Source organism: Pseudomonas sp. Marseille-QA0892 (assembly GCF_054950135.1).
This window is the reverse complement of the sequence record NZ_CM143104.1, coordinates 77,596-103,404: the sequence shown is the minus strand read 5'-3', so window position 1 is coordinate 103,404 and position 25,809 is coordinate 77,596. Positions and strand designations below refer to the sequence as shown.

At 61.2% G+C, this 25,809-nt stretch carries 25 protein-coding genes, 1 tRNA gene and 1 pseudogene; 16 read left to right on the top strand and 11 right to left on the bottom strand.

Annotated elements, in window-relative coordinates; all coding sequences use genetic code 11:
- Nucleotides 1–41: 41 nt before the first annotated feature.
- The 4 genes from ACY8D3_RS00510 to ACY8D3_RS00495 form a co-directional block, all read right to left on the bottom strand.
- The gene (locus ACY8D3_RS00510; RefSeq protein ID WP_462380991.1) at nucleotides 42–302 is read right to left on the bottom strand and encodes a DUF2164 domain-containing protein; all 261 of its coding nucleotides are present in this window, start codon (nucleotides 300–302) and stop codon (nucleotides 42–44) included.
- Nucleotides 302–940 carry an imidazole glycerol phosphate synthase subunit HisH gene (gene hisH / locus ACY8D3_RS00505; protein ID WP_462380989.1) on the bottom strand — a complete coding sequence of 213 codons (639 nt, stop codon included), beginning with the start codon at nucleotides 938–940 and terminating at the stop codon, nucleotides 302–304. The genes ACY8D3_RS00510 and hisH overlap by 1 nt, the downstream gene beginning before the upstream one ends.
- Complete coding sequence (hisB, locus tag ACY8D3_RS00500; RefSeq protein ID WP_462380988.1) at nucleotides 940–1,533, bottom strand: imidazoleglycerol-phosphate dehydratase HisB; 594 nt, start codon at nucleotides 1,531–1,533, stop codon at nucleotides 940–942. The genes hisH and hisB overlap by 1 nt, the downstream gene beginning before the upstream one ends.
- Nucleotides 1,534–1,709: 176 nt before the next feature.
- On the bottom strand, nucleotides 1,710–3,368 hold the full coding sequence (locus ACY8D3_RS00495; RefSeq protein ID WP_462380987.1) for an OFA family MFS transporter: 1,659 nt from the start codon (nucleotides 3,366–3,368) through the stop codon (nucleotides 1,710–1,712).
- Between the two features lie 410 nt (nucleotides 3,369–3,778).
- On the opposite strand from ACY8D3_RS00495, the gene ACY8D3_RS00490 reads away from it, so the two are divergent.
- From ACY8D3_RS00490 to ACY8D3_RS00470, 5 genes are all read left to right on the top strand, one after another.
- Entirely contained in the window at nucleotides 3,779–4,888 is a 1,110-nt protein-coding gene (locus tag ACY8D3_RS00490; protein WP_462380986.1) for an NAD(P)/FAD-dependent oxidoreductase, read from the top strand.
- Nucleotides 4,889–5,049: 161 nt separating this feature from the next.
- Entirely contained in the window at nucleotides 5,050–7,257 is a 2,208-nt protein-coding gene (locus ACY8D3_RS00485; RefSeq protein ID WP_462380985.1) for an AsmA family protein, read from the top strand.
- Nucleotides 7,254–8,321, top strand: a complete 1,068-nt coding sequence (gene mutY / locus ACY8D3_RS00480; RefSeq protein WP_462380984.1) for an A/G-specific adenine glycosylase — start codon at nucleotides 7,254–7,256, stop codon at nucleotides 8,319–8,321. Before ACY8D3_RS00485 ends, mutY begins: the two co-directional genes overlap by 4 nt.
- Nucleotides 8,318–8,590 carry an oxidative damage protection protein gene (locus ACY8D3_RS00475; RefSeq protein ID WP_462380983.1) on the top strand — a complete coding sequence of 91 codons (273 nt, stop codon included), beginning with the start codon at nucleotides 8,318–8,320 and terminating at the stop codon, nucleotides 8,588–8,590. The genes mutY and ACY8D3_RS00475 overlap by 4 nt, the downstream gene beginning before the upstream one ends.
- Nucleotides 8,591–8,679: 89 nt before the next feature.
- Nucleotides 8,680–8,755: transfer RNA gene (locus tag ACY8D3_RS00470), tRNA-Phe, on the top strand.
- A 428-nt stretch (nucleotides 8,756–9,183) separates the two neighbouring features.
- Here ACY8D3_RS00470 and ACY8D3_RS00465 read toward each other — a convergent pair.
- Entirely contained in the window at nucleotides 9,184–9,564 is a 381-nt protein-coding gene (locus ACY8D3_RS00465) for a winged helix-turn-helix transcriptional regulator (RefSeq protein WP_462380982.1), read from the bottom strand.
- A gap of 151 nt (nucleotides 9,565–9,715) precedes the next feature.
- Between ACY8D3_RS00465 and ACY8D3_RS00460 the strand changes: the two genes are divergently transcribed.
- From ACY8D3_RS00460 to ACY8D3_RS00440, 5 genes are all read left to right on the top strand, one after another.
- On the top strand, nucleotides 9,716–10,327 hold the full coding sequence (locus ACY8D3_RS00460; protein WP_462380981.1) for an NAD(P)-dependent oxidoreductase: 612 nt from the start codon (nucleotides 9,716–9,718) through the stop codon (nucleotides 10,325–10,327).
- A gap of 10 nt (nucleotides 10,328–10,337) precedes the next feature.
- Entirely contained in the window at nucleotides 10,338–10,796 is a 459-nt protein-coding gene (locus ACY8D3_RS00455; RefSeq protein ID WP_462380980.1) for a nuclear transport factor 2 family protein, read from the top strand.
- A 181-nt stretch (nucleotides 10,797–10,977) separates the two neighbouring features.
- On the top strand, nucleotides 10,978–12,219 hold the full coding sequence (locus ACY8D3_RS00450) for a multidrug effflux MFS transporter (protein ID WP_462380979.1): 1,242 nt from the start codon (nucleotides 10,978–10,980) through the stop codon (nucleotides 12,217–12,219).
- 233 nt (nucleotides 12,220–12,452) lie between these two features.
- Nucleotides 12,453–12,662: a hypervirulence associated TUDOR domain-containing protein gene (locus tag ACY8D3_RS00445; RefSeq protein ID WP_462380978.1), complete on the top strand. Its 210-nt coding sequence runs from the start codon at nucleotides 12,453–12,455 to the stop codon at nucleotides 12,660–12,662.
- Nucleotides 12,659–13,219 (top strand): DUF488 domain-containing protein, encoded by a 561-nt coding sequence (locus tag ACY8D3_RS00440; protein ID WP_462380977.1) that lies wholly within the window; start codon nucleotides 12,659–12,661, stop codon nucleotides 13,217–13,219. Before ACY8D3_RS00445 ends, ACY8D3_RS00440 begins: the two co-directional genes overlap by 4 nt.
- 15 nt (nucleotides 13,220–13,234) lie before the next feature.
- On the opposite strand, the gene ACY8D3_RS00435 is transcribed toward ACY8D3_RS00440, so the two are convergent.
- The 3 genes and pseudogenes from ACY8D3_RS00435 to coxB all read right to left on the bottom strand — a co-directional run.
- Nucleotides 13,235–13,588: a hypothetical protein gene (locus ACY8D3_RS00435; protein ID WP_462380976.1), complete on the bottom strand. Its 354-nt coding sequence runs from the start codon at nucleotides 13,586–13,588 to the stop codon at nucleotides 13,235–13,237.
- A complete protein-coding gene (ctaD, locus tag ACY8D3_RS00430; RefSeq protein WP_462380975.1) occupies nucleotides 13,588–16,104 on the bottom strand; it encodes a cytochrome c oxidase subunit I in 2,517 nt (838 codons plus the stop codon). Before ctaD ends, ACY8D3_RS00435 begins: the two co-directional genes overlap by 1 nt.
- A gap of 8 nt (nucleotides 16,105–16,112) precedes the next feature.
- Nucleotides 16,113–16,703, bottom strand: a pseudogene (coxB, locus tag ACY8D3_RS00425) (cytochrome c oxidase subunit II); the annotation flags it as partial.
- A gap of 120 nt (nucleotides 16,704–16,823) precedes the next feature.
- Between coxB and ACY8D3_RS00420 the strand changes: the two are divergent.
- The gene (locus ACY8D3_RS00420; protein WP_462380974.1) at nucleotides 16,824–17,291 is read left to right on the top strand and encodes a DUF2231 domain-containing protein; all 468 of its coding nucleotides are present in this window, start codon (nucleotides 16,824–16,826) and stop codon (nucleotides 17,289–17,291) included.
- 47 nt (nucleotides 17,292–17,338) lie between these two features.
- On the opposite strand, the gene ACY8D3_RS00415 is transcribed toward ACY8D3_RS00420, so the two are convergent.
- Nucleotides 17,339–17,752: a CopD family protein gene (locus tag ACY8D3_RS00415; RefSeq protein ID WP_462380973.1), complete on the bottom strand. Its 414-nt coding sequence runs from the start codon at nucleotides 17,750–17,752 to the stop codon at nucleotides 17,339–17,341.
- Between the two features lie 504 nt (nucleotides 17,753–18,256).
- Between ACY8D3_RS00415 and ACY8D3_RS00410 the strand changes: the two genes are divergently transcribed.
- Genes ACY8D3_RS00410 through ACY8D3_RS00395 form a run of 4 tightly spaced genes read left to right on the top strand, consistent with a single transcriptional unit; the run spans nucleotide 18,257 to nucleotide 21,230 of the window.
- Nucleotides 18,257–19,030, top strand: a complete 774-nt coding sequence (locus ACY8D3_RS00410) for an ABC transporter ATP-binding protein (protein ID WP_462380972.1) — start codon at nucleotides 18,257–18,259, stop codon at nucleotides 19,028–19,030.
- Nucleotides 19,031–19,042: 12 nt separating this feature from the next.
- Nucleotides 19,043–19,792, top strand: coding sequence for an ABC transporter substrate-binding protein (locus ACY8D3_RS00405; protein WP_462380971.1), 750 nt, complete (start codon nucleotides 19,043–19,045; stop codon nucleotides 19,790–19,792).
- A 57-nt stretch (nucleotides 19,793–19,849) separates the two neighbouring features.
- Nucleotides 19,850–20,536 (top strand): ABC transporter permease, encoded by a 687-nt coding sequence (locus ACY8D3_RS00400; RefSeq protein WP_462380970.1) that lies wholly within the window; start codon nucleotides 19,850–19,852, stop codon nucleotides 20,534–20,536.
- 1 nt (nucleotide 20,537) lies between these two features.
- Nucleotides 20,538–21,230, top strand: a complete 693-nt coding sequence (locus tag ACY8D3_RS00395) for an ABC transporter permease (RefSeq protein WP_462380969.1) — start codon at nucleotides 20,538–20,540, stop codon at nucleotides 21,228–21,230.
- 406 nt (nucleotides 21,231–21,636) lie between these two features.
- Here the strand turns inward: ACY8D3_RS00395 and ACY8D3_RS00390 are convergent, their stop codons facing one another.
- Both ACY8D3_RS00390 and hglS read right to left on the bottom strand, forming a co-directional pair.
- Nucleotides 21,637–22,875 (bottom strand): pyridoxal phosphate-dependent aminotransferase, encoded by a 1,239-nt coding sequence (locus tag ACY8D3_RS00390; protein WP_462380968.1) that lies wholly within the window; start codon nucleotides 22,873–22,875, stop codon nucleotides 21,637–21,639.
- A 40-nt stretch (nucleotides 22,876–22,915) separates the two neighbouring features.
- Complete coding sequence (hglS, locus tag ACY8D3_RS00385) at nucleotides 22,916–24,316, bottom strand: 2-oxoadipate dioxygenase/decarboxylase HglS (protein WP_462380967.1); 1,401 nt, start codon at nucleotides 24,314–24,316, stop codon at nucleotides 22,916–22,918.
- A 242-nt stretch (nucleotides 24,317–24,558) separates the two neighbouring features.
- Here hglS and ACY8D3_RS00380 point away from each other — a divergent pair, with 242 nt between their 5' ends.
- Entirely contained in the window at nucleotides 24,559–25,788 is a 1,230-nt protein-coding gene (locus ACY8D3_RS00380; protein ID WP_462380966.1) for a methyltransferase, read from the top strand.
- Nucleotides 25,789–25,809: the final 21 nt, after the last annotated feature.

Here is a 25,809-nt window from a genome sequence, read left to right as displayed (position 1 = left end):
CGGCCGCGGCGACACTGCCGATAGGACGGCGGTCGGCGCGGTCAGTGTTTTTCCAATGCCCAGACATCGCTTTCAAGCGAATCGAACCGCTCGCTCAGCAGCGCCTGGGTATCGGCAATGGCCTTGTTGTAATACAGAGGGCCGAGGCGCTCACCGATGAAGGCCAGCATTTCCTCGACTTCCAGGCCGCCAAGCTCGGCATCGAACCGGTCGGCCAGCATTCGCTTGAGCTCGTGGACAAGGGGCTCGATCTGCGCGCGATCCAGTTCGATCGACGGCCCCTTCGCCTCGCGCCGCACCACTACCAGCGGCCGTCCCAGGTCAGGAAGTTCCGGTACAGGCGTAGGCCATAGGCCGCGCTCTTTTCTGGGTGAAACTGGGTCGCGAAACGAGAACCGTCCGCTAGAGCAGCCGCGAAATCCAGACCGTAGTGGCCCCGCCCGGCTACCTGCCGTGCGCTCGCGGCTTCGATGTAATAGCTGTGGACGAAGTAGAAGCGCGCCATGTCGGGGATACCGTGCCAAATCGGGTGGTCGATGACCTGCGCCACTTCGTTCCAGCCCATGTGCGGCACCTTCAATGGCTCGCCGTTCTCGACCATGCCATCAGGAAAACGCTTGACCGAACCTGGAAACAGGTCGATGCAATCGACGCCGCCGTTCTCTTCGCTACGCGTCATGAGGGCCTGCATGCCGACGCACACACCGAGGAAGGGGCGATCCCGACCGACCTCGCGAACGAGCTCATCGATACCGAGACGCTTGATTTCGGCCATGCAGTCGCGAATCGCGCCGACACCCGGCAGAACGATACGATCCGCTTCGCGGATGATCGCCGGATCGGCCGTAACCAGTACCTTGGCGATACCGGCATGCTCGAGCGCCTTGGCCACCGAATGCAGGTTGCCCATGCCGTAGTCAATGACGGCAACGGTCTGCATTACAGGGTCCCCTTTGTGGACGGCATCTGGCCGACCATGCGCTCATCGAGCGTCACGGCCATGCGCAAGGCGCGGCCGAAGGCCTTGAACACGGTTTCAATCTGGTGATGGGTGTTCTGACCACGCAGGTTGTCGATGTGCAGCGTCACCAACGCGTGGTTGACGAAGCCCTGGAAGAATTCCTGGAAAAGATCCACATCGAAGCGCCCTACGCTGGCGCGAGTATAGGGCACGTCCATATGAAGGCCGGGACGGCCAGAGAAGTCGATCACAACGCGCGACAGCGCTTCATCCAGCGGGACATAGGCGTGGCCGTAACGGGTGATCCCGCGCTTGTCGCCTACCGCCTTAGCAAAGGCCTGGCCCAGCGTGATGCCTACGTCTTCCACGGTGTGGTGGTCATCGATATGCAAGTCACCCTTGCACTCGATATCCAGATCGATCAGCCCGTGCCGGGCAATCTGATCCAGCATATGCTCCAGGAACGGTACACCAATGTCGAAACGTGACTTGCCCGTTCCGTCGAGGTTGATCGAGACCTTGACCTGAGTCTCCAGGGTATTGCGTTCGACAGAAGCCGTACGTTCGGCCATCAGCAGCTCCGCGGATCAGTAAGCGAAAGGGGCGACATTATAGGCTACGGGTGCCCTGATCGCGAGCCATGGACGGACGTGCGGAACAGGGTGCGCGGGGCCACGCATTGCACCCAGACGGCACTTCCAAAACGAAAAAGGGCGCCACGAAGGCGCCCTTTTCATCCCACCGAGGATCAGCCGAACAGCACGGCCGTCTTCTGCAGGGTAACCCACACACCCCACGCCAGCGGGATGCCTACTACCAGCCAGGCAGCGATCGCGAGAGGCTTGGTGGAAGGCGCCGGCGACCAGGACTGCTCTGCAGCAGCGGGTGCGCTCTTCTCGCCATGGGCCCGCTCGGCAGCAAGCTCAGCTTCGGTCATGAAGTACTTCGGATCGACCGGACGAATGAGCAGGTTGCAGATGAAGCCCAGGACCAGCAGGCCAGCGAGGATGTACAGCGTGATGTCGTAGGACGCCGCACGCTCGACACCGATCGACAGCTGATACTCACGAATGTAGTTCACCAGTACCGGACCAAGGATGCCAGCTACGGCCCATGCAGTCAGAAGACGGCCATGGATCGCACCCACCATCTGTGTGCCGAACAGGTCAGCCAGGTAGGCCGGAACGGTAGCGAAGCCGCCGCCGTACATCGACAGGATCACGCAGAAGCACAGTACGAAGACTGCAACGCTGCCCAGGTGGCCGGTCCACGGCACGAGCGCGTACAGCACGAAGCCCAGTGCGAAGAACACGAAGTAGGTCGCCTTGCGGCCGATCTTGTCGGAGAAGGACGCCCAGAAGAAACGACCACCGATGTTGAACAGGCTCAGCAGACCCGTGAAGCCGGCCGCGATCGCGGCGATCTGTGCCAGCTGACCGGCATCCAGTTCGTTGAACGCCAGACCATTACCCAGCAGACGACCACCGAAGACTTCCTGCAGCAGCGGAGACGCCATGCCGATGATGCCGATACCAGCGGAAACGTTCAGGCAGAGTACCGCCCAGACCAGCCAGAACTGCGGGGTTTTCCATGCAACGCTGACATGGACGTGGCCCTTGGTGATCATGGCGTTCTCAGCCTTTTTCACCGGCGGTGTCCAGCCTTCAGGCTTCCAGCCACTCGGCGGAACGCGGTAAGCGAGTGCGCCACCGACCATGAAGATAAAGTAGATGACGGCCATGGCCACGAAGCTTTCCCAGACGCCAACGCTGGTTGGCGTAGCGAAATGGCCCATCAGTGCGGTCGCGAGCGGCGCACCGACCATCGCACCACCACCGAAGCCCATGATCGCCATGCCCGTCGCCATACCGCGCTTGTCCGGGAACCACTTGATCAGCGTAGAAACAGGCGAGATGTAACCCAGGCCCAGACCGATACCCCCGATCACGCCCGAGCCCAGCCACATCAGCCAGATCTGGTGCGTGTAGATACCCAGTGCGGAAATCAGCAGGCCACCGCACCAGCAGACAGCCGAAACCAGGCCTGCCTTGCGGGGACCGGCATGCTCCAGCCAGCCACCCCATATGGCAGCCGAGCATCCCAGGAAGATGAAGAACAATGTGTAGATCCAGCCGAGCATGGAGATCTTCCAGTCGCAGCTGGCTGCGAACATCTGCTCGAAGAAGCCCATGTCAGGCGCACAGACGACAGGCGCCGTGATGCCGATGGCCTTGGAAAGCGGCAGCCAGAACACGGAGAACCCGTATGCCATGCCGATACACAGGTGAATCGCAAGCGCCGCTGGCGGCACGAGCCAACGGTTGAAGCCCGGACGGGCTATGGTGCGTTCCTTGGACAGAAAGCTCGGTCCGGATGCACCGTCCAATGAGGAGGTGATGGTTGTCATGATGCCCTTCTTGATTAATTTGCTGGCAAGCACGCAGGCGAAAGCAATGACCACGCCGCGGTGCGACATATAACCGCAGCGGCCGCAAAAAATCACGCATTTCGCAGCGATTTTCTCTTATTTATCAAGTAATTGACGGCATCTATGAAGCACGTACCGCTTAGTCCTGCGGGCCTTTGAGGCGATTTGCCACTATGAAATCCAAGAAATGCGCACTACTGGGAATGATCACTGAGTCGACGACCGGTTGAACGATTGGGCGGGCTTGAGCGTCGAACGCGAATGCCCGTGCGCGCCGCACCAGCAGAAAACGGCAGTCTCGCGCACAAATTGTCACCCTTACACGCCCTGCTCCGGCACTTCTCAGCTATTGCGCCGGCAGGCTTCTATTCCCATCGCAAGGAGAGCTAATGGATACGGTCGATACAGTTATCATCGGGGCCGGGGTCTTGGGTTTGGCATGCGCCGCGCAACTGGCATCACCGGGCCGAAGCACGCTTATCCTTGAACGTGAAAAGCTCATCGGCAGCCATACTTCGAGCCGCAATTCCGAAGTTATCCACGCTGGCATTTACTACGCGCCCGGCTCGCAAAAAGCAGAATTGTGCCTCGAGGGACGCGAGCGCCTTTATCGGTGGTGCGAAGCGCAAAACGTGCCACATCGCAAGATCGGCAAATTGCTGGTCGCGGTGGAGCCCGCAGAGAAAGAGAAGCTGGAGCGTTTGGCCGAGAACGCCCGCGCCAGCGGCGTGGATAACCTGATACCCATCGGCGCGACAAAACTGGCCGAGATGGAGCCGGCCGTGAAAGGGGTTGCGGCGCTGCTTTCTCCCAGCACTGGGATCATCGATAGCCACGCACTGATGGAATCGCTGCTGGCGGCCGCCGAGGCACGCGATGCACAGCTGGTTCTCGATACGCGGGTCGAATCGCTCGAACTCGACCGTGACGGCTGGATCGTCAGCGTCGTCAGCGGTGGCGAAGCCTTCCAGCTCAAGGCCCTGAGCGTGATCAACGCAGGCGGCCTGTTCGCGCAATCACTCGCAGAGAAGACATCTGGCCTTGCTTCGGAGCACATTCCCGCCATCCATTGGTGCCAAGGGCGCTACTTTTCCTACAGTGGTCGCTCGCCTTTCCAGCATCTCATTTACCCGATGCCGGAAGCGAACACCGCGGGGCTGGGCGTCCACGCGACGCTTGATCTCGGTGGACAGGTACGCTTCGGGCCTGACGTGCAATACCTCGACGGAAGGCTGGATTACAGCGTCGACGAGCGCTTGCGCGAACCATTCGCAACTGCGATCTCTCGCTACTATCCCGGCCTTTCGGCCGATCGCCTGACGCCAGGCTATGCCGGCATCCGCCCGAAACTGTCCGGCCCCGGTGAACCCGCTGCGGATTTCGTCATCCAAACGCCAGCGGTTCACGGCCTGCCGGGGTTGGTCAACCTGTTCGGCATCGAATCCCCCGGACTCACCGCGAGCCTGGCGATCGCTGATCGTGTAGCGCGCGCCTTCTGACGGCGTAGCTGACGCTGCAGAGCAACGGCAGTAACGCGCTGCTCAGGCTACCTGCCGGGCTAGCCTGGGCGCCAAAGTCTGCGGCCTCGTCGTGACCAGAGCCTCGCGGGGAAGCGTATACTTTCCCCTTTTCTTTCTGCGTTCTCGTCAAGGACTTCTCCATGAAAGCGTTCGGCAAAATCCTGGGTCTGGTGTTCCTCGGACTGTTGCTGATACTGGTCGCACTCGGCTTCGCCCTCACCCACTTCTTCGATCCGAACGACTACAAGGAAGAGATCCAGGAAATTGCCCGCGACAAGGCGAACCTGCAGCTTGATCTACGGGGCGATATCGGCTGGAGCCTGTTCCCCTGGCTTGGCATCGAATTGCACGACGCCACTCTGGCAAGCGCCAGCACACCGGACCGCCCCTTCGCCAATCTGCAAATGATCGGTTTATCAGTACGCGTGCTGCCTCTGCTGCGCAAGGAAGTCGAGATGAGCGATATCCGCGTGCAGGGCCTTGACCTGACCCTCCAGCGTGACGAGAACGGCGCAGCAAACTGGGAAAACGTTGGCCGCCCCGCACAGGCATCGACCAGACCGCAGGATGCCGCGAATAAATCACAGGGGCCCGCCCAGCAGGAACCCGCCGCTCGGCGTGCCAGCCCCATGAAGCTTGATATCGACAGCCTGACCGTCCGCGATTCCCGCGTCGACTACCACGATGTCCGCTCGGGCCAGCAATTCGCTGCCGAGGGCATCGAACTGACCACCGGCGCGATCCGCGAAGGTACGGGCATTCCGCTGAAACTGAACGCACACATCAGCACCGCCAAGCCCGTCATCCGCGCCCAGACGCAACTGGAAGGCGAGTTGCGCTTCGATCGCGCGTTAGAGCGCTACCAGCTGGACAACGCCACACTTTCGGGCGACGCATCAGGCGAGCCGTTCAACGGCAAAGCCGTCACCTACTCGACACAGGGTCAGCTGCTGGTTGACCGCGCTGCGCAGATCGCTGAATGGACGAACATGAAGCTGTCCGTCAATCACCTACGTACGCTGGGCGACCTGCGGGTACGCCAGCTGGAAAGCGATCCGCAGATCGAGGGCGCCATTTCCGTGGCTGAACTCGACCTTCGGGCGTTCCTGGACAGTGTAGGCATCGAGCTACCCAAGATGGCCGCAGCCGATGCGCTGACACGTGTCGAACTTACGACCCGCCTGCAGGGCACTCCGAACAGCGTAGCGCTAAACGACCTGAAAGCGAGCGTCGATGGCAGCACAATTACCGGCAGCGTTGCGGTACCCGATCTGAAAGCGCATAGCGTACGCATTCAACTGAAAGCCGACCGCCTCGATGCAGACCGCTACCTGCCACCGGAAGAAATCACCGACGCACAGAAACAGCGCCAGGCGACCGTAGCCGAAAGCGCCGGCGCCGCCGGGACCACGCCGCTTCCCGAGAAGCCCAGCACCCAGGCCTGGAGCGAGACGCCGGTACTGCCAATCGACCGACTTCGCACGTTGAATGCACAGGCTGCACTGGATGTCGGCCAGCTCACACTGAAGAAAATCCCCATGGAAGGCGTCGTTCTGCGCGCCAGCGCCAATGGCGGAGACCTGCAACTGGAGACGCTTCGGGCGATGGTAGATGGCGGCACCGTACAAGCGAACGCCCGGGTCGACGTACGCCCAGCTCTACCGCAGCTGAGCCTCAAGGCTACGACCTCAGCGGTGCCAGTCGAACACTTCCTCAAGAAGGACAACCAGCCTTCGCCTGTCACCGGCGCGCTCGATCTGAACCTTGCATTCACCTCCAGCGGCAACAGCGAACGGGCCTGGATCGAGGCGCTCAATGGCAACGGCAGCTTCCTGCTCAATCAGGGCGTGCTCGTCGATGCGAACCTGGAACAGCAGCTTTGCCGGGGAATCGCGTTGTTGAACCGCGAGAGCCTGAGCAGCGACCCCCGTAGCAAGGACACGCCTTTCCGCGAACTTAAGGGCAGCCTCTCAGTGAGAAATGGCGTGGCAACCAACCCTGATCTCCGTGCGCGTATCCCAGGTCTGACCGTCAATGGCAGCGGCGACCTGGATCTACGGGTCCTGGGTATGGATTATCGGGTCGGCATCGTTGTCGACGGGGACCAGCGCGAAATGCCTGACCCGGCCTGCACCGTTCATGAACGCTATGCCGGCATCGAATGGCCATTGCGTTGCCGCGGGCCGGTCGAGCTTGGTGGGCGCGCCTGCCGGATCGACCAGGACGGAATGGGCAAAATTGCCGCGCGTATGGCCGGTGACAAGATTGGTGAAAAGATAGACGACAAACTTAAGGACAAGGTCAGCCCCGAAATCCGCGATGCCTTGAAGGGGCTGTTCAACCGATGACCCCTGAGCAGTTCGCCCCGGCGGTCCTTGAGTGGTACGACCGCCATGGCCGCAAGGACCTGCCCTGGCAGCAAGGCATCACGCCTTATCGCGTCTGGGTCTCGGAAATCATGTTGCAGCAGACCCAGGTCAGTACCGTCCTGGATTATTTCGATCGATTCATGACGGCGCTTCCTACTGTCGAGGCGCTGGCCGCTGCATCGGAAGATGAAGTGCTGCACCTATGGACGGGACTGGGTTACTACAGCCGGGCCCGCAACCTTCACAAGACAGCCAAGCTCGTCGTTGAACAGCATGGCGGTGAATTTCCGCGTAGTGTCGAGGCGCTGTCCGATCTGCCGGGGATTGGCCGCTCCACCGCTGGCGCCATCGCCAGCCTTTCCATGGGGCTTAGAGCACCAATCCTTGACGGCAACGTCAAGCGCGTCCTCGCGCGCTACTCGGCACAAGCCGGTTATCCAGGCGAGCCCAAGGTGGCTGCGAAGCTTTGGCATCTGGCCGAAGCACTGACGCCTCAGGAACGCGTGAACAACTACACCCAGGCCATGATGGACCTGGGCGCCACGCTCTGTACACGTAGCCGCCCTAGCTGCCTGCTCTGCCCGCTGCAACGGGGCTGCGAAGCGCACATGCTTGGCCGAGAGACCGAGTTTCCCGTTCCGAAGCCACGCAAGGCACTGCCGCAAAAGCAAACCATCATGCCGATGATCCTCAGCGATGCGGGCGAGGTGCTGCTCTATCGCAGACCGTCGGAAGGCTTGTGGGGCGGCCTTTGGAGCTTGCCTGAGATCGATGGCCCCGACGCCCTGGCCGACCTGGCAAAACGGTTCAGCCTGACGCTTGGCGAGCGCCAGCCGTTGCCCGCGCTTACGCATACATTCAGCCATTTCCAACTGGCGATAGACCCCTGGCTCATCCAGCTCGACGACGCGGCACCCACCGTGACCGAAGCGGATTGGCTCTGGTATAACCTCGCCACCCCGCCGCGCCTGGGCCTCGCCGCTCCAGTAAAGAAGCTGCTCAAGCGCGCCGCCGACGAAATCAAAGCAGGAGAGCCGACATGAGCCGCACCGTCCTATGCCGCAAACACAAACAGGAACTTCCAGGCCTGGACCGTCCGCCCTACCCCGGCGCCAAGGGCCAGGACATCTACGACAACGTTTCCAAGCAGGCCTGGGATGAGTGGCAGAAGCACCAGACCATGCTCATCAACGAGCGTCGCCTCAACATGATGAACGCGGACGACCGCAAGTTCCTTCAGGCCGAGATGGACAAATTCCTGTCCGGCGAGGAATACGCTCAGGCAGACGGCTACGTCCCCCCGAGCGAATGAGCCCAGCCGTAACCGCCCGACTTCATTCAATATTTTTTTCAATCTCGCGCTTGACACTGATCCCCGAAACCCGTTTAATGCGCCCCGTCGCCTAGGTAGCTCAGTTGGTAGAGCAGGGGATTGAAAATCCCCGTGTCGGCGGTTCGATTCCGTCCCTGGGCACCACTATTATGCTTCGAGTGGTGCAAATCATTCGAAGTCAACAAAAAGCCGGCATTAGTGTCGGCTTTTTGTTGTCTGCAATTCGGCATGCTAGCACCCTGCCTCGGCGCCTGCCTTGTTGATCCGTCAAAGGTCACGAAGAGCAGAGGCCACCCCAGATACTGCTCCCTTCCAAACCACCTTCCCCGACGCTACCACCAGCTCAGCCGGTCCAGTCAAGCCAACGGCCAACACCGTGCGGCAACTGGCAGGCTCGTCAAGCGAGCCATTAGAACGCAACGCACCTGGATCTAGCGCACACGCGGCCTCGATGGCTATCAGAAGATCAGCCATCCATCTCTGAATTTCTTTCCCCCAAAAAGTTTCCCCCCGCTCTGCGCTGACGGATCTGGCTGTTAGACGCTGCCAGCCGAGATGGTCGATACACTTGATCACTGAGCTGCATGAGTTGAATGAAACGCTCGCCGCGCCTGACAAACCTGTGCGTGGTGCGCATCGGCCCACTGCACCAGGGCAAGCATTGGTACCAGAAACCCCCGCCCCATTTCGGTCAGCTGATACTCCACGCGAGGCGGGACTTCCGAAAACTGGGTGCGTTGAACAAACCCATCGGCCTCTAGACGCTTCAGTGTGCGCGAAAGCATTTGCTTTGAGATATCGCCAATCTCGCGACTCAGTTCGTTAAACCGCAGCGTACGATCGGCCAAGGCTTCAAGCACAAGGAAGCTCCACTGATCTCCGACTCGATCAAGCACATCACGTATCGGGCAGGGATGGTCGAACGTTGCAGGGGATTCGCCGTCAATCAACATGCAGGGCCTCCTGTGCATATCTGGTCAGCGCAGTGTGACTAGGTCACTAAGCGCTGACTTCTTGTGGTGACTAGAACCGCACAGTAGCATTAGCCCCCACTTAGGTCTACAAAACATACTTGGTCCACCAAATAGATCATGGAGAGGCTTTATGGCTAACATTGCACTGATCGGCGCTTCGGGCGCTGCTGGTTCACGAATCCTCAAGGAGCTTTCAGACCGAGGCCACCGCATTACCGCCATAGCCCGTAACCCGGAGCGCATCGCTCCGCTCCCAGGTGTGACCGCTGCCAGCGGTGATGCAGGTGACCTGCAGGGGCTCCCAAGCCTGCTACGCGGGCACGACGCAGTGGTCAGCGCGGCAAACTTCACTTCTACCGATCCCAAGACGCTGATCGAAGCGGTGCGCGCATCGGGTGTCCCACGTTATTTGGTAGTCGGCGGGGCGGGCAGCCTGGAAGTCGCACCCGGTCAGCGCGTCATCGATCTCCCCGATTTTCCGGATGACTACAAGGAAGAAGCGTCGCGCGGCGCGGACTTTCTGGCGCAGCTCGAACAGGAATCGGCCCTGGACTGGACCTTTCTGTCCCCATCGGCCGAATTCGTACCCGGCGAACGCACGGGCACGTTTCGTCTCGGCAAAGACACGCTACTGAGCAACGATGAAGGCAGCCGGATCTCTTTCGAAGATTACGCGGTGGCCATGGTCGATGAAATCGAACGTCCCGCCCATTCCCGCCAGCGCTTTACCGTCGGTTACTAAGGAGTTGCCCATGCTTCGCTCAATCATCATGTCCGCCTTGCTGCTTTCCGCTACATCCGCTTTTGCGACATCCCCTGCCCCGCGAGATCTGGCAGCCGAAGAAGCCAACAGAGCTCTGGTAATCGAGTTCTATGAGCAGTTCTTCAACAAGCACGAGGTAGAGCTAGCCGCTCGCGTCGTCGCCGACGACTACATTCAGCACAACCCCGACGTCCCGGACGGCAAGGCGCCATTCGTGGGTTTCTATACCGGGTTCTTCAAGGAGCATCCTGAATCGCGCGCACGCATCGTACGTAGCGCCACGTCCGATGATCTGGTCTATCTGCATGTGCATTCGGTCAATGGGCCGGATGATCGTGGTGAAGCGGTGATCGACATTTTCCGCGTCGACAACGGAATGATCGTCGAGCATTGGGACGTCATTCAGGCTGTACCGGCCGAAGCGGCGAACGACAACACCATGTTCTGATCGCCAGGCCAGCCGGAAGCAAACGCTGCCAGGCTGGCCTCCCCAATGGTTTTCGCTGCAAGGCATCGGACACATCGTACCGATGCTTTTTTGCTTTCCCCTGTTCGCCGCTTTGGACGCATGGCTATCAGCTGTGCCAACCGCTGCGCGACAGCAGATACAACGCATGCTTGGAGTAACAATGAAGGACACTACACCTGGCCCTACCATCCCCTCCATCGGGTTAGGACTGGTGATTCTGCTTGCCCTACTGACGGCGCTCGACGCCATGGCAATTGACATGTACCTGCCTGGAATGCCTGCCATTGCCAAAGATCTCGGCGTATCGGACGGGCGAATCCAGCAGACGCTGGCCATATTCCTGGCAGGACTTGCTGTGGGCCAGGGGCTCTATGGCCCCATACTGGATCGCTTCGGACGCCGCCAACCGCTGGTAGTCGGCCTGATCATCTTCGTGGCCGGATCGTGCCTGGCCGCAACTGCAACGTCAGTCGAATGGCTGATGGTCGCGCGGTTTCTGCAAGCGATCGGGGCCGCAGCGGGATTGGTCGCGCCGCGCGCCATCGTTGCGGACCGGTGCAACCTGACGGAATCGGCCCGGGTTTACTCGCTACTCATGCAGGTCATGATGATTGCCCCGATCGTTGCGCCGCTGCTCGGTGGCTGGGTGCTGGCACATGCCTCATGGCGATTCATCTTCTGGGCCCTTGCCGTGCTCGGGGGACTGGGCTTGCTTTGGAGCCTCGTATCCCTTCCTGACACACTGCCGCGTGCCCAGCGGGTGCCGTTGAGCATACGTAACATTCTGGTCGGCTATGGCCGACAGGTGCGTCGTCCGGTATTCATGTCGTATGCACTTGCCGGTGGCTTCATTCTCGGGTCGCTGTTCACATACATCAGTGCTTCAGCCTTTGTCTTCATTCAGCATTTCGATCTTACCGCCACACAGTTCAGCTATCTGTTCGCGGTCAACTCTGTCGCGCTCGTCATCGGTGGCATGCTCAGCAACCGGGCGCTTGCCCGCGGGGCCAGCCCCCAGGCCATCACCCAGACAGGGATTGCGATACATGCACTGGCGGGCTTGGTGCTGTTCCTGTTGATCCAGGCCGATAGCGCCGGCCTGGCCGCATACTGCCTGCTGCTCGGGCTTGCCATAGGCGCGCTGGGGCTCGTATTCGGGAATATTACAGCGCTCACGATGGGCGATGCGGGTAAACAGACCGGCACGGCATCAGCGCTCATGGGCTTGTTGCAATACCTGATGTCCGCCGTGATCGGCTACCTCGTCAGCTTCGCACCACAGGGGCCTGGCCTGCTGCCACTGACATTGACACTATGTGGTGTGCTCGCCGCCGTCATGACGGCGCTTGGTACGCGCTGGGCTGAGCGCAAGCCGGATGGGGCAATGTGTATGGGGCGCTGAGTCCCGTCGAATCAAAGGCCCGAAACGAGGGCGGTAGCCTGGCGTGTAGCCGTGCGCGCCCTCACAACGGCCTCTCCGCCCTGCAACGCACGCTTCGAACAAGGCCCGCAGTCAACGCTCCGGGCTTTTTTGTTCGCGCTCCAAAATTTCAATGCTCGCATTCGTCGTCCGACGCAAACCGCAGCGGCCTGCTGCCGGTCAACAGACCATCACCCCGATGGAGCCAAACGACCATGACGACCAAATTCAAGAAAGGTGACCACGTCCGCTGGAATTCCGAAGCCGGCGAAATCAAAGGTGTCGTGACCAAAGTCCATACCGAGGAAACTACCTTCAAGGGCCGCAAGCGACACGCCTCCAAAGACGAGCCTCAGTACGAACTGGAAAGCGACAAGACCGGCCATGTTGCGATGCACAAGGAAGAAGCGTTGCGTAAGGCATGAGCATCCCCACGCTTCCAGGGTGCGTCTGGACAATCGGCCATTCCACCCGAACCATCGACGAATTCGTCGCCCTACTCCAGCAGCATGAAATAGCGGTACTCGCGGACGTTCGCCGTTTCCCCGGCTCAAGACGCCTGCCGCACTTCCATACCGATGCCCTTCGTGCTTCCCTGGCGGATTGCGGTATCGACTATCAGTGGTTTCCCGGCCTGGGCGGGCGCCGACGCGCAGAGAAGGATTCACCCAACGACGGCTGGCGCAATGCGGCATTCAAGGGCTATGCAGATCACCTGCATAGCGAGGAATTCCAAGAGGCATTCGCCGCATTGTGCGCAACTGCGTGCCAGAGACGAACGGCGTTGATGTGTGCGGAACTGCTTTGGTGGCGATGCCACCGCTCACTGGTTTCGGATGTCTTGAAGTTTCATGACACCGAAGTGCTTCACATCCTGGATGAGAAGCACCTTTCGCCGCATCCTTATACAGCGCCCGCTCGTGACGTAAACGGCCACCTGGCCTACCCTGCCATGGGTGGCGAACCCCTGCGGAAGGCCTGAAGGTAGTACTGGCGGTCAAATGCAAGGCGGCAGGTTAAGGATGGGCGCGGCAATGACGAGAATCGAGATCGCCGACACCGCGTTCACCCCGGCCGCCACGAAAGCCACAAAGCGTTCGCCTTCCTGAAGCCCTTCCTTCTTCGACGCGCGCACCGATATGTACGTCAACCAAGCGAGGAAAGCGGCCGTCGCCAATGCGAACAGCCCCAGCACCAGGTTCAGCCAATTCCACGGCCCACTTGCCGGATCGGGGGGGAATTGCGCGCACGCAACCGACTGCCCGCCATAAAGCACGATGAACCATAGGCTCCAGATCGCAATTCCAACTGTGAGCTGGACGGGGTTATAGGGTGAAAGCAAGGGTCGCATCAGTGACCTCCCCAGGCCATTGGAAACAGGACCAGGGCAAGATAGCTCGTCCACGCCACGACCACGTTGTAGTACCAAAGCTGCGAGACAACGAGGGGTTCGTACGGCGCCCCTGCGTTCACGTAGCCATACCCGACACGCAACGCCTGCAGCGCACTGGCAATCGTCGCCATCCCCACGTGGACCAGGATGTAGAGCAGGTTGAAAGTAATCACCGCGTCGTGTGCGGTATGCCTCGGCTGTAGATTGCCGCCGATCAACGCCCAGAGTATGAGCCCGATCACGGCAGCTCCCAGCGCCGCGGCCAGCGTCTGCGTCAATGCGAGTCGGCTATCTTCACCCCGCCGGAGCTGCTGTGTCCCCATTCGCTGGACGACGACCGCTGCCAGCAACAGCAGGCTGGCGCCAAACAATAACCAGGGGTTGAACACCTCACCCTCTGGAATCTGCCAGTTCGGCGAAACGGTCCAGAGATAGAACCAGCCGAACATTAGCGAGAGGAACAGGGCGCCGTTGGCAAGTAGCGTAACCCCCATTCCCCAGAGCCCTGGACCGTCGAACGTACGTGAATGCAGAGGCGGCTCACCGGGTTGAGTTTTGCAGTCCGGCGCCGCTGCAGGATGTGCGCCGTTCTCCCAACTCCAGCGATAGAGGACGATCAGCGCAAGCACGGCAAATATGCCCGACAGCGGATAAACCCCGAACAGCAGGCTCAGGCACATCCCCCCGATGAACAGGGAGGCAAACAGCGGCAGCCAGCTATTGCCGGGCAAATGCACGATCTCTCGCACCTCGCCTGTCAGCGGATCGACTCCCCAGGTCTCCCGGCGGGCGTGATCGATGACCGCGAGGGAATGCTCACCGCGCGCAATCGATTCGGGCAAATCCGGGTGCTTCCACAAGGGATGGCGGTCGCGGATCTCGGGAATGCTGATGAAATTGTAGGCATTGGGCGGCAACGCCGTCCCCCACTCGAGCGTATCGGCGTTCCAGGGGTTGGGCTTGGCAGGCTGGCCATAGCGGAAATGCAGCACGATATCCAGCAGGACGGTACCAAGGCCGATCGACATGACGAACCCGCCAATCGACGAGATCAGGTTGGTCAGTTCCCAGCCCAGACCTTCATCGTAGGTATAAACGCGCCTCGGCATGCCCATGAGCCCCGTCCAATGCATCACCAGGAAGGTCATGTTGAAGCCGATGAACACCAGCCAGAAACCCCACCAGCCCAGCCGCACCGACGGCATCCGCCCGGAAAAGTGCGGCAGCCAGTAATACAGCCCGGCCATGAGTGGGAAGAACATCCCGCCGACGAGCACATAGTGGAAATGGGCCACCACAAAGTGCGTGTCGTGCACCTGCCAGTCGAAGGGCGCCAGCGCTAGCATGACGCCCGTGAGGCCACCGCAAACGAAGATGATCAGGAAGCCGACAAGCCAGAGCATGGGCACATGGAACACCGGCCGGCCCAGCCAGAGCGTGGCGATCCAGGCGAACACCTGCACGCCAGTCGGTATAGCCACCAACATGCTTGCCGCGCTGAAGAACGCTTGCGCGAGCGCGGGGATCCCGATGGCGAACATGTGGTGCACCCACAAGCCAAAGCTGAGGAAGCCCGTGACCACCACGCCCAGCACTACCCAGGTGTAACCCACCAGTGGGCGCTGGCAGAAGACCGGCAGCAGTGTCGATACGATCCCTGCCGCCGGCAGGAAGATGATGTACACCTCGGGGTGGCCGAACAGCCAGAACAGGTGCTGCCAGAGGATCGGATCACCACCGCGCGCCACGTCGAAAAATGGCATGCCGACTGCGCGCTCAAGCTCCAGCAGAATGCTGCCCAAGATCAGCGGCGGGAAAGCAATGACGATCATCAGCGCCATGGTCAGGATGTACCAGCCATAGATCGGCATCTTGTTGAGCGCCATCCCGGGCGCCCGCGTACGCAGGATCGATACCACCAGCTCGACGCCTGCACTTACCGCGGAGATCTCCACGAAGGTGACGCCAATGAGCCAGATGTCCGACCCGGGGCCCGGCGAATACGTCGCACTCGAGAGCGGGGTGTACATGAACCAGCCGGCATCCGGGGCGATGCCCAGGAACAGGCTCGATACCAGAATCAGGCCACCGAACAGGTAGCAGTAGTACCCCAGCGCCGAGAGCCGCGGGAAGACAAGGTCCCGAGCGCCCAGCATCTTCGGGATCAGGTAGACCGCCAGCCCCTCCATCATCGGCACGGCGAACAGGAACATCATCACCGTTCCGTGCATGGAGAAAATCTGGTTATAGGTATCCGCGTCCAGGAAGGTATGGTTCGGGAACGCCAGCTGGATGCGCATCAGCATCGCCAGCAGGATCCCCAGGAAGAAGAAGGCGAAACCTGTGATGAGAAAGCGCAGGCCAACCGTCGTATGGTTGACGATGGTGAGCGCGCGCCAGCCGCGCGGGTTGCCCCAGACGTCGTTGAAGTCGTCCTTGAGCTGATCGGAATCGGTACTAGGCTTGTCTGTCATGGCTTCATCGACTCCTGCCAGGCTTCGAAGCCCGCCTCATCATGTACCTGCACGTAGAGCACCATGTGTGCGTGCTGGGTGCCGCAGAATTCCGCACATTGCCCCCGGTGCTGCCCAGGCTCGTCCGCTTGCAGCCGAACCGTATTGGTCATGCCTGGAAACATATCGATCTTGCCGCCGAGACGGGGTACCCAAAACGAATGAATCACGTCCGCGCTGGACACCTCCACATCGATCGGCCTGCCTGCCGGCAGATGTAGCTCATTGGCCGTCACCACGCCTGAATCCGGGTAGCGGATCTCCCACCACCACTGGTGCCCAATCACTTCGACGCGCAACGGCTGCTCGCCTTCGACCGGCAGCGGCAACATCCGGTGACCTGCCGGAATGCCGAACATCAGCAGCAACGTGATGCTGACGGTCGGAAGGATGATCCCGCCGCCGACGATCCAGCGGCGGTGAATACGGCGTTCGTGCTCCGGCTCGTAGTTGCGCGGCTTGCGGCGCATCGCGTAGATCCAGATGGCGGTCACCGCGAACAGCACGACGGTCGCGAAGGCGAACATGGCCCACCAGATCCGGGTGACTTCTCTGGCCATCGGGCCAGCAGGGTCGACAATGGCTTGCGGCCCCTCGCAACCAACGAGCAATGGAACCGCAGCCCCTATTGCAAGTGTCCACTTCATGGCACGACAACCAGACGGCACGAGGAGATTCGCATGGCCCAGCTTCCGCCACCCACGCCCAACAGCCGCGCGGCCATTGCCGGCCATCCGTTGCATCCGATGATGATTCACTTCCCGGTGGCCGCACTGATTGGCCTCGTGGCCACGGACTTCGCCTTCTTCTGGACCGCTGATCCTTTCTGGGAGCGCGCGAGTCTCTGGCTCGTAGGCGTGGGCGCCTTCGGCGGCTGTATCGCCAGTCTTGCCGGCATCGTAGACCTGGTTACCGTCGCAGAGATCCGCCGCAAGATCACCGCGTGGTGTCACGCGATCATCGCCGTGATGATGCTTTCGCTGGCGTCGCTCAACTGGCTGCTGCGCTTCAATGACCCCGGGGAGCAACTTGTGCGCTGGGGCTTCTTCCTGACGCTGGTGACCGCAGTACTGATCGCCCTGGCAGCCTACCTCGGCGGCCGGCTGGTCTACGAACATGGCGTTGGCGTCGATGTGGACGACTCCTGAGTCGTCCCTGAATCCTGAATGAACGGTCATTTACGGCCTTGTTCCTGTTAATACGGCTTTGCCAGCACCAGCCATAGCGTGACGCCGATGAACGCGATGACGAATAGGCCGATGGCTGTGCATTCGATGGCGATAGGTCGCTCGGGCGTGCGCTCGATGCGAAGGATCAGCACGCCAAAAAGCGCATGACACAGCACCAGCCCCGTCACTGCCGCCAGCTTGAAAATCAGCCATAGCTCGAACAGCCCATACATGAAGAACAGTGCTGAGCCCGAGATGATGGCGATCAGCGCGGCAGGTGTAGCCAGGTGCGTAAAGACCATGCGGGTAAGATGAGCATGGTCACGATAGAAGAGCTCTTCGGTTCGCCGTGTCCCGGCCGCAACGAGCGCCGGCAGATACAGCAGCGTGCCGCACCAGCAGATGAGCGCTGCAATGTGGAGCATCTTTACAAGTGGCATGAGCCCTCCCTTGCGTACACGGATGCCTTCCCTGCGCTGTCGTCGGCGCGGAGGCAAAGGGTGGACTGCCAGGGCTTTGGGAGGGTTCGGCGCAGAGAGGCGGTTGCGTTGAGCGACGCTTACAAAATGTGTCGACTGTGCAAGGCTCATTTCGGCGCATGTGCTACGAATCCACGCACCGTAACGAGGCATGGCGATGGGCCAGTTACGCTAAATGTCATCGTGGCGACACGGTCCGACACTCAGGCGACGCCATTTATCGGCTGGAGTTTGGACCATTCCTTGCAAGCTTGGCTCATAGCGAAACGCTATGGTAGCGTGCGCGCGCCATACAGGCGTTTGAACACAAGCCGAGTCCCGTCTTCGCGCGCGACCGCGTATCATGCACGGCACGCCTGCCGGCAGCCCGGCGCGACCCGTTCGATATAGCCGAGATAATCCGGCCCATCCGGAGCGCGCACATTGCGGCGTCGGCGACGCCTATCGTAATCAAGAGGAACCCACATGGCCGAGGCCACCCCAGCGCTGGAAATTCGCGATCTGCACAAACGCTATGGCCAGCTTGAGGTTCTCAAAGGCATCTCCCTGACCGCCCGCGACGGCGACGTCATCTCGATCCTGGGCTCGTCCGGTTCGGGCAAGTCCACGTTCCTGCGCTGCATCAATCTGCTTGAAAACCCCAACCAGGGCCAGATCGTCGTTGCAGGCGAAGAACTCAAGCTCAAGCCCAACCGAGACGGCGAGCTGATCGCGGCGAGCAACGGCCAGATCAACCGTATACGCAGCGAGATCGGCTTTGTGTTCCAGAACTTCAACCTCTGGCCTCATATGACGGTGCTCGACAACATCATCGAGGCGCCACGCCGGGTTTTGAAGCTCTCAAAGGCCGAAGCCGTCGAGCGGGCCGAAGCCCTGCTCGCCAAGGTCGGCATCGGCGACAAGCGCCATGTCTACCCGGCCCAATTGTCCGGTGGCCAGCAGCAGCGCGCAGCCATTGCCCGCACGCTGGCCATGCAACCGAAAGTCATTCTGTTCGACGAGCCTACCTCTGCCCTCGACCCCGAGATGGTGCAGGAAGTGCTTAACGTGATTCGCGCCCTGGCCGAGGAAGGCCGTACCATGCTGCTGGTGACCCACGAGATGAACTTTGCTCGTCATGTTTCCAGCGAAGTGGTTTTCCTGCATCAAGGACAAGTCGAAGAACAAGGCCCGCCCGAGCAGGTCTTCGATGCGCCTCGATCGGCTCGCTGCAAACAATTCATGTCCAGCAATCGCTAACGGAGCAATACCATGCACTACAAGAAGATTCTGCTGGCTGCAGCCGCCACCCTGGCTTTTGCCTCGGGCGCCGGCGCTGCCGAGAAATTGCGGATCGGCACCGAGGGCGCCTACCCACCCTTCAACATCATCGATGCCAGCGGCAAGGCCGTCGGATTCGATCTCGACATCGCCCACGCCCTGTGCGCAAAGATGAAGACCGAGTGTGAAGTGGTCATCTCCGACTGGGATGGGATCATCCCGGCCCTGAATGCGAAGAAGTTCGACTTCGTCGTCGCCTCCATGTCCATCACGGACGAGCGCCAGCAGGCTGTTGATTTCACCAACCCCTACTACACCAACAAGCTGCAGTTCGTGGCCCCCAAGAGCTCCAACTTCAAGAGCGACAAGGCGAGCCTGAAGGGCAAGTCCATCGGCGCGCAGCGTGCGACCATCGCGGGCACCTGGCTGGAAGACAACCTGGGCCGTGACGTCGACGTGAAGCTGTACGACACTCAGGAAAACGCCTACCTCGACCTGGCTTCCGGCCGTATCGATGGCGTGCTGGCTGACACCTTCGTCCAGTACGAGTGGCTTAACAGCGATGCTGGCAAGAATTTCGAATTCAAGGGCGACCCCGTATTCGACAATGACAAGATCGGCATCGCGGTCCGCAAGGGCGACAAACTGCGTGAGCGTCTGAACACGGCACTGCAGGAAATCGTCGACGACGGTACCTACAAGCAGATCAACGCCAAGTACTTCCCCTTCAGCATCTACTGATGCTGCCCGGTCGCCGCCTCCCCCGGCGGCGACCGTTGCCTACCGACAAGTCCCTATATGCTCGACCTTCACGGCTTCGGCCCGGCGCTCGTAGCCGGCACCCTGATTACGATCCGCCTGGCGCTTTGCGCGCTGGTGGTTGGCCTCGTCCTGGGATTGCTGGGCGCACTCGCCAAGACTTCCCCGTACCGACCACTGCGCTGGCTCGGTGATATTTATTCGACCATCGTCCGGGGTATCCCCGAGCTGCTTTGGGTGCTGCTGATCTATTTCGGCACCGTGAACCTGATGCGCAGCCTTGCCGACACGCTCGGCATGGAAAGCCTCGAACTTTCGCCGTTTGCCGCTGGCGTGATTGCGCTGGGCCTGTGCTTCGGCGCCTACGCGACGGAAGTGTTTCGCGGCGCGATCCTGGCCATCCCCAAGGGACATCGTGAGGCAGGCATGGCCCTCGGGCTCTCAAAGGGCCGCATCCTGTGGCGCCTCGTGCTGCCCCAGATGTGGCGTGTCGCCCTGCCCGGCCTAGGCAACCTGTTCATGATCATGATGAAAGACACTGCGCTCGTGTCCGTCATTGGCCTGGAAGAGATCATGCGCCGCTCGCAAATTGCCGTAACGTCGAGCAAGGAACCGTTCACGTTCTTCCTCGTGGCTGCACTGATCTATCTCAGCTTGACCAGCGTCGCCATGGTCGGCCTGTACTTCCTCGAGAAGAGTGCTTCTCGCGGCATCCGGAGGGCCTGACATGAATTGGGACGTCATCATCAAGTGGCTACCCCGCCTGCTGGAAGGCGCCGTGGTCACACTCGAACTTCTCGCTATTGCCGTCGTGGCGGGCCTGATTCTCGCGCTGCCGATGGGCATTGCACGTGCATCGAGCAACCTCTTCGTTCGCGCCGTACCCTACGCCTACATTTTCTTCTTCCGTGGCACACCGCTGCTCGTTCAGCTGTTCCTCATGTATTACGGTCTGGGCCAATTCGAAGCGGTGCGCAACAGCGCGGTATGGCCCTTTCTTCGCGAAGCCTACTGGTGCGCGGCATTGACCATGACCCTGCATACAGCCGCGTACATCGCCGAGATCATCAGAGGTGCGATCCAGGCCGTACCGTCGGGCGAAGTGGAGGCAGCGCGCTCACTGGGCATGTCGCGTGCACAGGCGATGTTTCATGTGATCCTGCCCAGAGCGGCACGCATTGGTCTACCGGCCTACAGCAACGAAGTCATCCTCATGCTCAAGGCCAGCGCCCTGGCGTCGACGATCACCGTGCTGGACCTGACCGGCATGGCCCGGACAGTCATTGCGCGCACCTACATGCCTGTGGAAATCTTCTTCGCCGCCGGCATGATCTACCTGATCATCACGTTCGTACTGGTAGGCATATTCCGCCTGATCGAGAAGTGGCTGCGCGTCGACGCGACCTACAACTCGCGTTGAAGACCGTTTGATACGCTGCGGACAGGCGTATCAGGGAGCGGGTGCGCGCCGTCACACCAAGTGGAAGCGTTCGGGCTTCCACCCTACGGCTGTCGTGCGCTGCCGCCCGTAGGGTGGGTTAGCAAAGCGTAACCCACCGAACCGATCGACGCGGCAACCGCCAGCCATGGCGCAGAAGCAGTATCCGTGTGGGCAACGCCTTCACCGTCGGACGACACGTCGTACGGCATATCCCTCGAAGTAAACGGTGGAAGCCCTTCGGGATTTCACCCTACGGCGCTGGAAAGTGTGACGCGTCGCGTCAGGTTGAGATCAGTCGCCGGCAGACGTCTTGCGAGATCGGTGCTGGGTTACGGCGCGTCGACACCGTATGGCTCTTCAGATCCAGGCAGGCCGCTAACCCACCCTACGCATGCGGCACCAGCGCCTGTGTTGCACGGCCGATACGCTGGCACGCCTCTGTAAGAACTGCCATTGACGTTGCATAGGACACTCTGAAATACGGCGCCAACCCGAACGCGGTTCCCGGCACTACGGCAACACCACCGTGCTCCATCAGGTAGCGTGCATAGGCCACATCGGTATCGATGCGTTCGCCGGAGGGCGTTCTACGCCCGAGCACGCCGGCGCAGTTGGCGAAGACATAGAACGCGCCTTCGGGCCGTCTTGCACTCAGCCCTGAAATCGCATTCAGCGCATCGACTACATGATCTCGTCGCTGCCGAAACTGCTCGCATCGTTCACGCACGATCTCCTGTGGGCCGTTCAATGCGGCAATTGCGGCGCGCTGGCTCACCGAAGACGGGCAGGATGTGACCTGGCTCTGCACGGCGGCCATGGCTTGGATCAAGGATCGCGGGCCACCGGCATAGCCGATCCGCCAGCCGGTCATGGCATAGGCCTTCGACACGCCATTGATGGTCAGCGTGCGGTCGCGCAAGCCTGGCTCCAGCGCTGCTGGCGTCCCGAACGCAAAGCCGTCGTAAAGGATGTGCTCATACATGTCGTCGACCATGAGCCATACCTGTGGGTGGCGCAGCAGTACGTCCAGCAGTGGCCGGTAATGCTCGGCGCCATAGGCCGCACCGGACGGGTTCGAAGGTGAGTTGAACATGACCCAGCGCGTGCGCGGTGTGATGGCAGCCTCCAGCGCGTCGGGCGTCAGGCGAAAGCCGTCCGCCTCGCGGCATGGGAGTACGATCGGACGGCCGCCGATGAGCGAGACGATATCCGCATACGTGACCCAAAAGGGCGCGGGGATGATGACTTCATCACCGGGGTTGAGCGTCGCCATCATGGCGTTGTAGATGACCTGCTTCGCACCGGCGGAAACGGTGATCTCCTCCTGCGCGTAGACTAAACCGTTCTCGCGCTCGAACTTGTTGCGCACCGCTTCCTTGGTATCCGGTGCGCCGTCGAGGACGGTGTATTTGGTGTATCCGTCTCGAATCGCCTGTGCCGCGGCCTCCTTGATGTGATCCGGCGTGTCGAAATCAGGCTCGCCCGCCCCCAGCACGAGCAGGTCCGCCCCGCCACGCTTCAGCGCATTCGCGCGCTCGGTGATTTTCAGGATCTCGGAGACACCAACCGCCCCAAGGCGGTCGGCAGGACGAAACGGCAACACAAACGATGCAGGTTGATTCATGACAGACTCCAACTGACAGCGCGCCGGGCGCGGCCGAATATCAACGACGCGGCAGGCCGAGCTGCAGCAGAGCGGCATTGAGCGAATCACGCTGAAGCGCCTCGTAAAGCGCCAGCTCATCCTCTACCACCACGCCCAGAGCCGCCTCGAAACGCGCCTGGTTTGACGACGCGCCGTAATTCTTCTGCTCATCCGAGCCGAGGTTAGACTGGAAGATGCCGGCGGCGCTGACGGGCAGAAAGTCTTCGTAGATGATTGGGTCGGCTTGCAGGTAGCCGCCCAGGATCAATGCGTCGATGTCGCTGCTCAGCGCACCCTGCTCCGCGGCGTCAATGCCTGCAGGCGTCGCGCTGTAACGGAAGAACGCCAGCCCCTCGCGGCGTAACGCAGCCCAGTCATCCGGGAAGGTCTCGAACACCTCCGCAAGACGTGTCTCATAGCACAGTTTGGTGCCTTGTTCGGCAGCGTGCTGGACGTCTGCACGCGCCTGGGCCAACAACGCGTCGTAACGCGCGCGCCCTTCACGGGTCAGCGCCACGCCACGCTGCTCGATTTCGCCAAAGCGTGCCGTGTGCGTGCCCTGCGCGGCAGCGCCGTTTGTCACGCGAAATTCGATAGCCTCCTCCAGCGCCTTGAAGCTGGTCTGCCGCAACAGAATCGGGCACTGCCGTGGCGGCGGCCCTTCGATGACAGCCTTTGGATCGATACCACGATCAGGCATGCGGGCCTGGACGGTATCGATGTCGAGCGTCCGTGGCGTCAGGTGATTGATGTGCGGCCCTCGGAAGCTCACCACGTCGGCGATCAGCCGGTGCGCGTCGTGTAGCAAGCGATAGGTCTCCAGATCCACGGTCGCCTGCTGATGCCACCTGAATGTCTGGATGGCCCCCTCGACGAATACGTGCGCATCCTGGAGGGTCAGACCTCCTTGCGACTCCGCCTTCGCCACGAGTTCCAGAACGGTATCGCTGAAAATCTGCCGGTCGGCCAGGATGCGCTCAACGCGCGCCCGGAGGGCCACATCCTCAATGAGCTCGAGCCGCAGCAGCGACGTGAAGACGCGGAAGGGGTTACGCCGCAGCGAGGCTTCATCGACGGGCCGAAACGCCGTCGAATGCACGGGAATGCCCGCCACTGACAAATCGTAGTACCCCACTGGGAACATTCCCATTACCGCGAACAGGCGGCGGATATCGTGCAGTTCCTGGGCCGTTCCCAACCGGATAGCGCCGTGCCGCTCCAGGCTGATGCGCTCCAGTTCGCCCCGTGTGGCCAGTGCCTCGGCTTCGTCCGGGTGCGAAGCCAGGTACTCGGCATTCACGTCCTCTACCAGCTCTATCAAGGTGCCGTACTGTGGGACCTCGTCGCGGTAAAGCGCGGACATCGCCTGCGAGAACAGGGTACGGATGTGATCGGGCTGGGCGAAGGTGGCGCTCGTCATTCAGGGCTCCTTAATCGGACCGTGGCGGGCGGTCCGTCGCTGACGTCATGATGAGCCACTATTGCCTGCCGTCACGGCCCATACAATCGAGATAAAAGACTCATGTCATTCCGTGGAGGAATGCACCGCCAAGGCCTCGAAACCTCCTCGCTTCGAGCGGTACCGACGGTTCAGGGCGCATACGGTATAGTGGCGGCCATCTCGATACGCGTTCCGACGCTACCCAACGCAACAGCCCGCCCATGCCGCAGATTTACTTGCAGGACAGCGAACTGGAACGCCGCTTCCGTGCGCTCGACGCCTTCCTGATCGATCACGCAGCGCTGTGGCGGCCACGGCCGTTCACCCAACGACACCTCCCCTGGGAGGATACCCATCCTGCGCTGGCCTCCTGGTTGCGCAGCCGAACGCTCGCGCAGGCGGAAGCCGAGCACAACGCGCCTCACGCTATCAGCGCGCCCTCCCCCTTTCCGGAATGGGCAGCCGAGGCCCAAGCGCTTGCAGCCGTGGGCCCGCTGCCCTCACGGCATCTGGAACCGGTCAGCCACCGCTATGCGGTCGACGTTCCCGGGCGCAAGTGGCTGCAGGTCCAGGCCTTTGCGAAGCACACGGTGTTCTCGGCGAAACCGGTGCGCTGGGTCGATTGGTGCGCGGGCAAAGGCCATCTCGGCCGGCTGCTGGGCAGCCAGGGCGCACCGCTGACGGCATTGGAACATGACGAAGCGCTGGTCACCGCCGGACAAGCGCTAAGTAATCGACTGGGGCTTGCCGATGCCCAGCACCTCCGTCAGGACGTCATGGCACCGGAAGCGGCGACTCATCTCGGCCGTGACCGCACGCCTGTCGCCCTCCACGCGTGCGGCGACCTTCATGTCACGCTGCTGCGCCAGAGCGCCGCCACCGGCTCGCCTTCGCTCGCGGTCGCGCCATGTTGCTACAACCGTATCGAAGCCGAACATTACAGTCCGCTTTCCCGCATGGCTCAAGCCTCGAGGCTTCTGCTCGATCGCGACGACCTGGGCCTGCCCCTGACGGAGACCGTGACTGCCGGTGAGCGGGTCCGCAAGCAGCGCGACGCTTCCATGGCGCGGCGCCTCGCCTTCGATTCCCTGCAACGCACGTTGCGCGGTCGAGACGAGTACCTGCCTACACCATCATTACCTACTCAATGGCTTCAACGCCCTCTGTCCGAATACTGCATGCACCTTGGTGCATTGAAAGGCCTGCCTGTACCCGAAGACATGGACTGGCCCGCGCTCGAGGCAATGGGCTGGCAGCGCCTTGCCGAAGTACGCAATCTCGAATTGGTTCGGGCGCTGTTCCGCCGCCCTCTGGAGCTATGGTTGTTGCTCGACCGCGCCCTTTACCTCCAGGAACACGGCTACACGGTCCGACTCGGCGCCTTCTGTGAGCCCGAACTCACGCCTCGTAACCTCATGCTGTTGGCCGAGCGACCCATACCGATGGGTTGAACGTCCACTCCTTAGTCTGAC

Excerpts from the sequence above, each read along its gene's own strand:
- ACY8D3_RS00440 (WP_462380977.1), top strand. The coding sequence starts at position 12,659 with ATGAGCATCCCCACGCTTCCAGGGTGCGTCTGGACAATCGGCCATTCC.
- ACY8D3_RS00445 (WP_462380978.1), top strand. The coding sequence starts at position 12,453 with ATGACGACCAAATTCAAGAAAGGTGACCACGTCCGCTGGAATTCCGAA.
- ACY8D3_RS00390 (WP_462380968.1), bottom strand. The coding sequence starts at position 22,875 with ATGAATCAACCTGCATCGTTTGTGTTGCCGTTTCGTCCTGCCGACCGC.
- hisH (WP_462380989.1), bottom strand. The coding sequence starts at position 940 with ATGCAGACCGTTGCCGTCATTGACTACGGCATGGGCAACCTGCATTCG.
- ACY8D3_RS00380 (WP_462380966.1), top strand. The coding sequence starts at position 24,559 with ATGCCGCAGATTTACTTGCAGGACAGCGAACTGGAACGCCGCTTCCGT.
- ctaD (WP_462380975.1), bottom strand. The coding sequence starts at position 16,104 with ATGACAGACAAGCCTAGTACCGATTCCGATCAGCTCAAGGACGACTTC.
- ACY8D3_RS00475 (WP_462380983.1), top strand. The coding sequence starts at position 8,318 with ATGAGCCGCACCGTCCTATGCCGCAAACACAAACAGGAACTTCCAGGC.
- ACY8D3_RS00450 (WP_462380979.1), top strand. The coding sequence starts at position 10,978 with ATGAAGGACACTACACCTGGCCCTACCATCCCCTCCATCGGGTTAGGA.
- ACY8D3_RS00490 (WP_462380986.1), top strand. The coding sequence starts at position 3,779 with ATGGATACGGTCGATACAGTTATCATCGGGGCCGGGGTCTTGGGTTTG.
- ACY8D3_RS00455 (WP_462380980.1), top strand. The coding sequence starts at position 10,338 with ATGCTTCGCTCAATCATCATGTCCGCCTTGCTGCTTTCCGCTACATCC.
- ACY8D3_RS00400 (WP_462380970.1), top strand. The coding sequence starts at position 19,850 with ATGCTCGACCTTCACGGCTTCGGCCCGGCGCTCGTAGCCGGCACCCTG.
- ACY8D3_RS00435 (WP_462380976.1), bottom strand. The coding sequence starts at position 13,588 with ATGCGACCCTTGCTTTCACCCTATAACCCCGTCCAGCTCACAGTTGGA.
- hglS (WP_462380967.1), bottom strand. The coding sequence starts at position 24,316 with ATGACGAGCGCCACCTTCGCCCAGCCCGATCACATCCGTACCCTGTTC.
- ACY8D3_RS00495 (WP_462380987.1), bottom strand. The coding sequence starts at position 3,368 with ATGACAACCATCACCTCCTCATTGGACGGTGCATCCGGACCGAGCTTT.
- ACY8D3_RS00420 (WP_462380974.1), top strand. The coding sequence starts at position 16,824 with ATGGCCCAGCTTCCGCCACCCACGCCCAACAGCCGCGCGGCCATTGCC.
- ACY8D3_RS00395 (WP_462380969.1), top strand. The coding sequence starts at position 20,538 with ATGAATTGGGACGTCATCATCAAGTGGCTACCCCGCCTGCTGGAAGGC.
- ACY8D3_RS00405 (WP_462380971.1), top strand. The coding sequence starts at position 19,043 with ATGCACTACAAGAAGATTCTGCTGGCTGCAGCCGCCACCCTGGCTTTT.
- ACY8D3_RS00410 (WP_462380972.1), top strand. The coding sequence starts at position 18,257 with ATGGCCGAGGCCACCCCAGCGCTGGAAATTCGCGATCTGCACAAACGC.
- ACY8D3_RS00465 (WP_462380982.1), bottom strand. The coding sequence starts at position 9,564 with ATGTTGATTGACGGCGAATCCCCTGCAACGTTCGACCATCCCTGCCCG.
- ACY8D3_RS00485 (WP_462380985.1), top strand. The coding sequence starts at position 5,050 with ATGAAAGCGTTCGGCAAAATCCTGGGTCTGGTGTTCCTCGGACTGTTG.
- ACY8D3_RS00460 (WP_462380981.1), top strand. The coding sequence starts at position 9,716 with ATGGCTAACATTGCACTGATCGGCGCTTCGGGCGCTGCTGGTTCACGA.
- mutY (WP_462380984.1), top strand. The coding sequence starts at position 7,254 with ATGACCCCTGAGCAGTTCGCCCCGGCGGTCCTTGAGTGGTACGACCGC.
- ACY8D3_RS00415 (WP_462380973.1), bottom strand. The coding sequence starts at position 17,752 with ATGCCACTTGTAAAGATGCTCCACATTGCAGCGCTCATCTGCTGGTGC.
- hisB (WP_462380988.1), bottom strand. The coding sequence starts at position 1,533 with ATGGCCGAACGTACGGCTTCTGTCGAACGCAATACCCTGGAGACTCAG.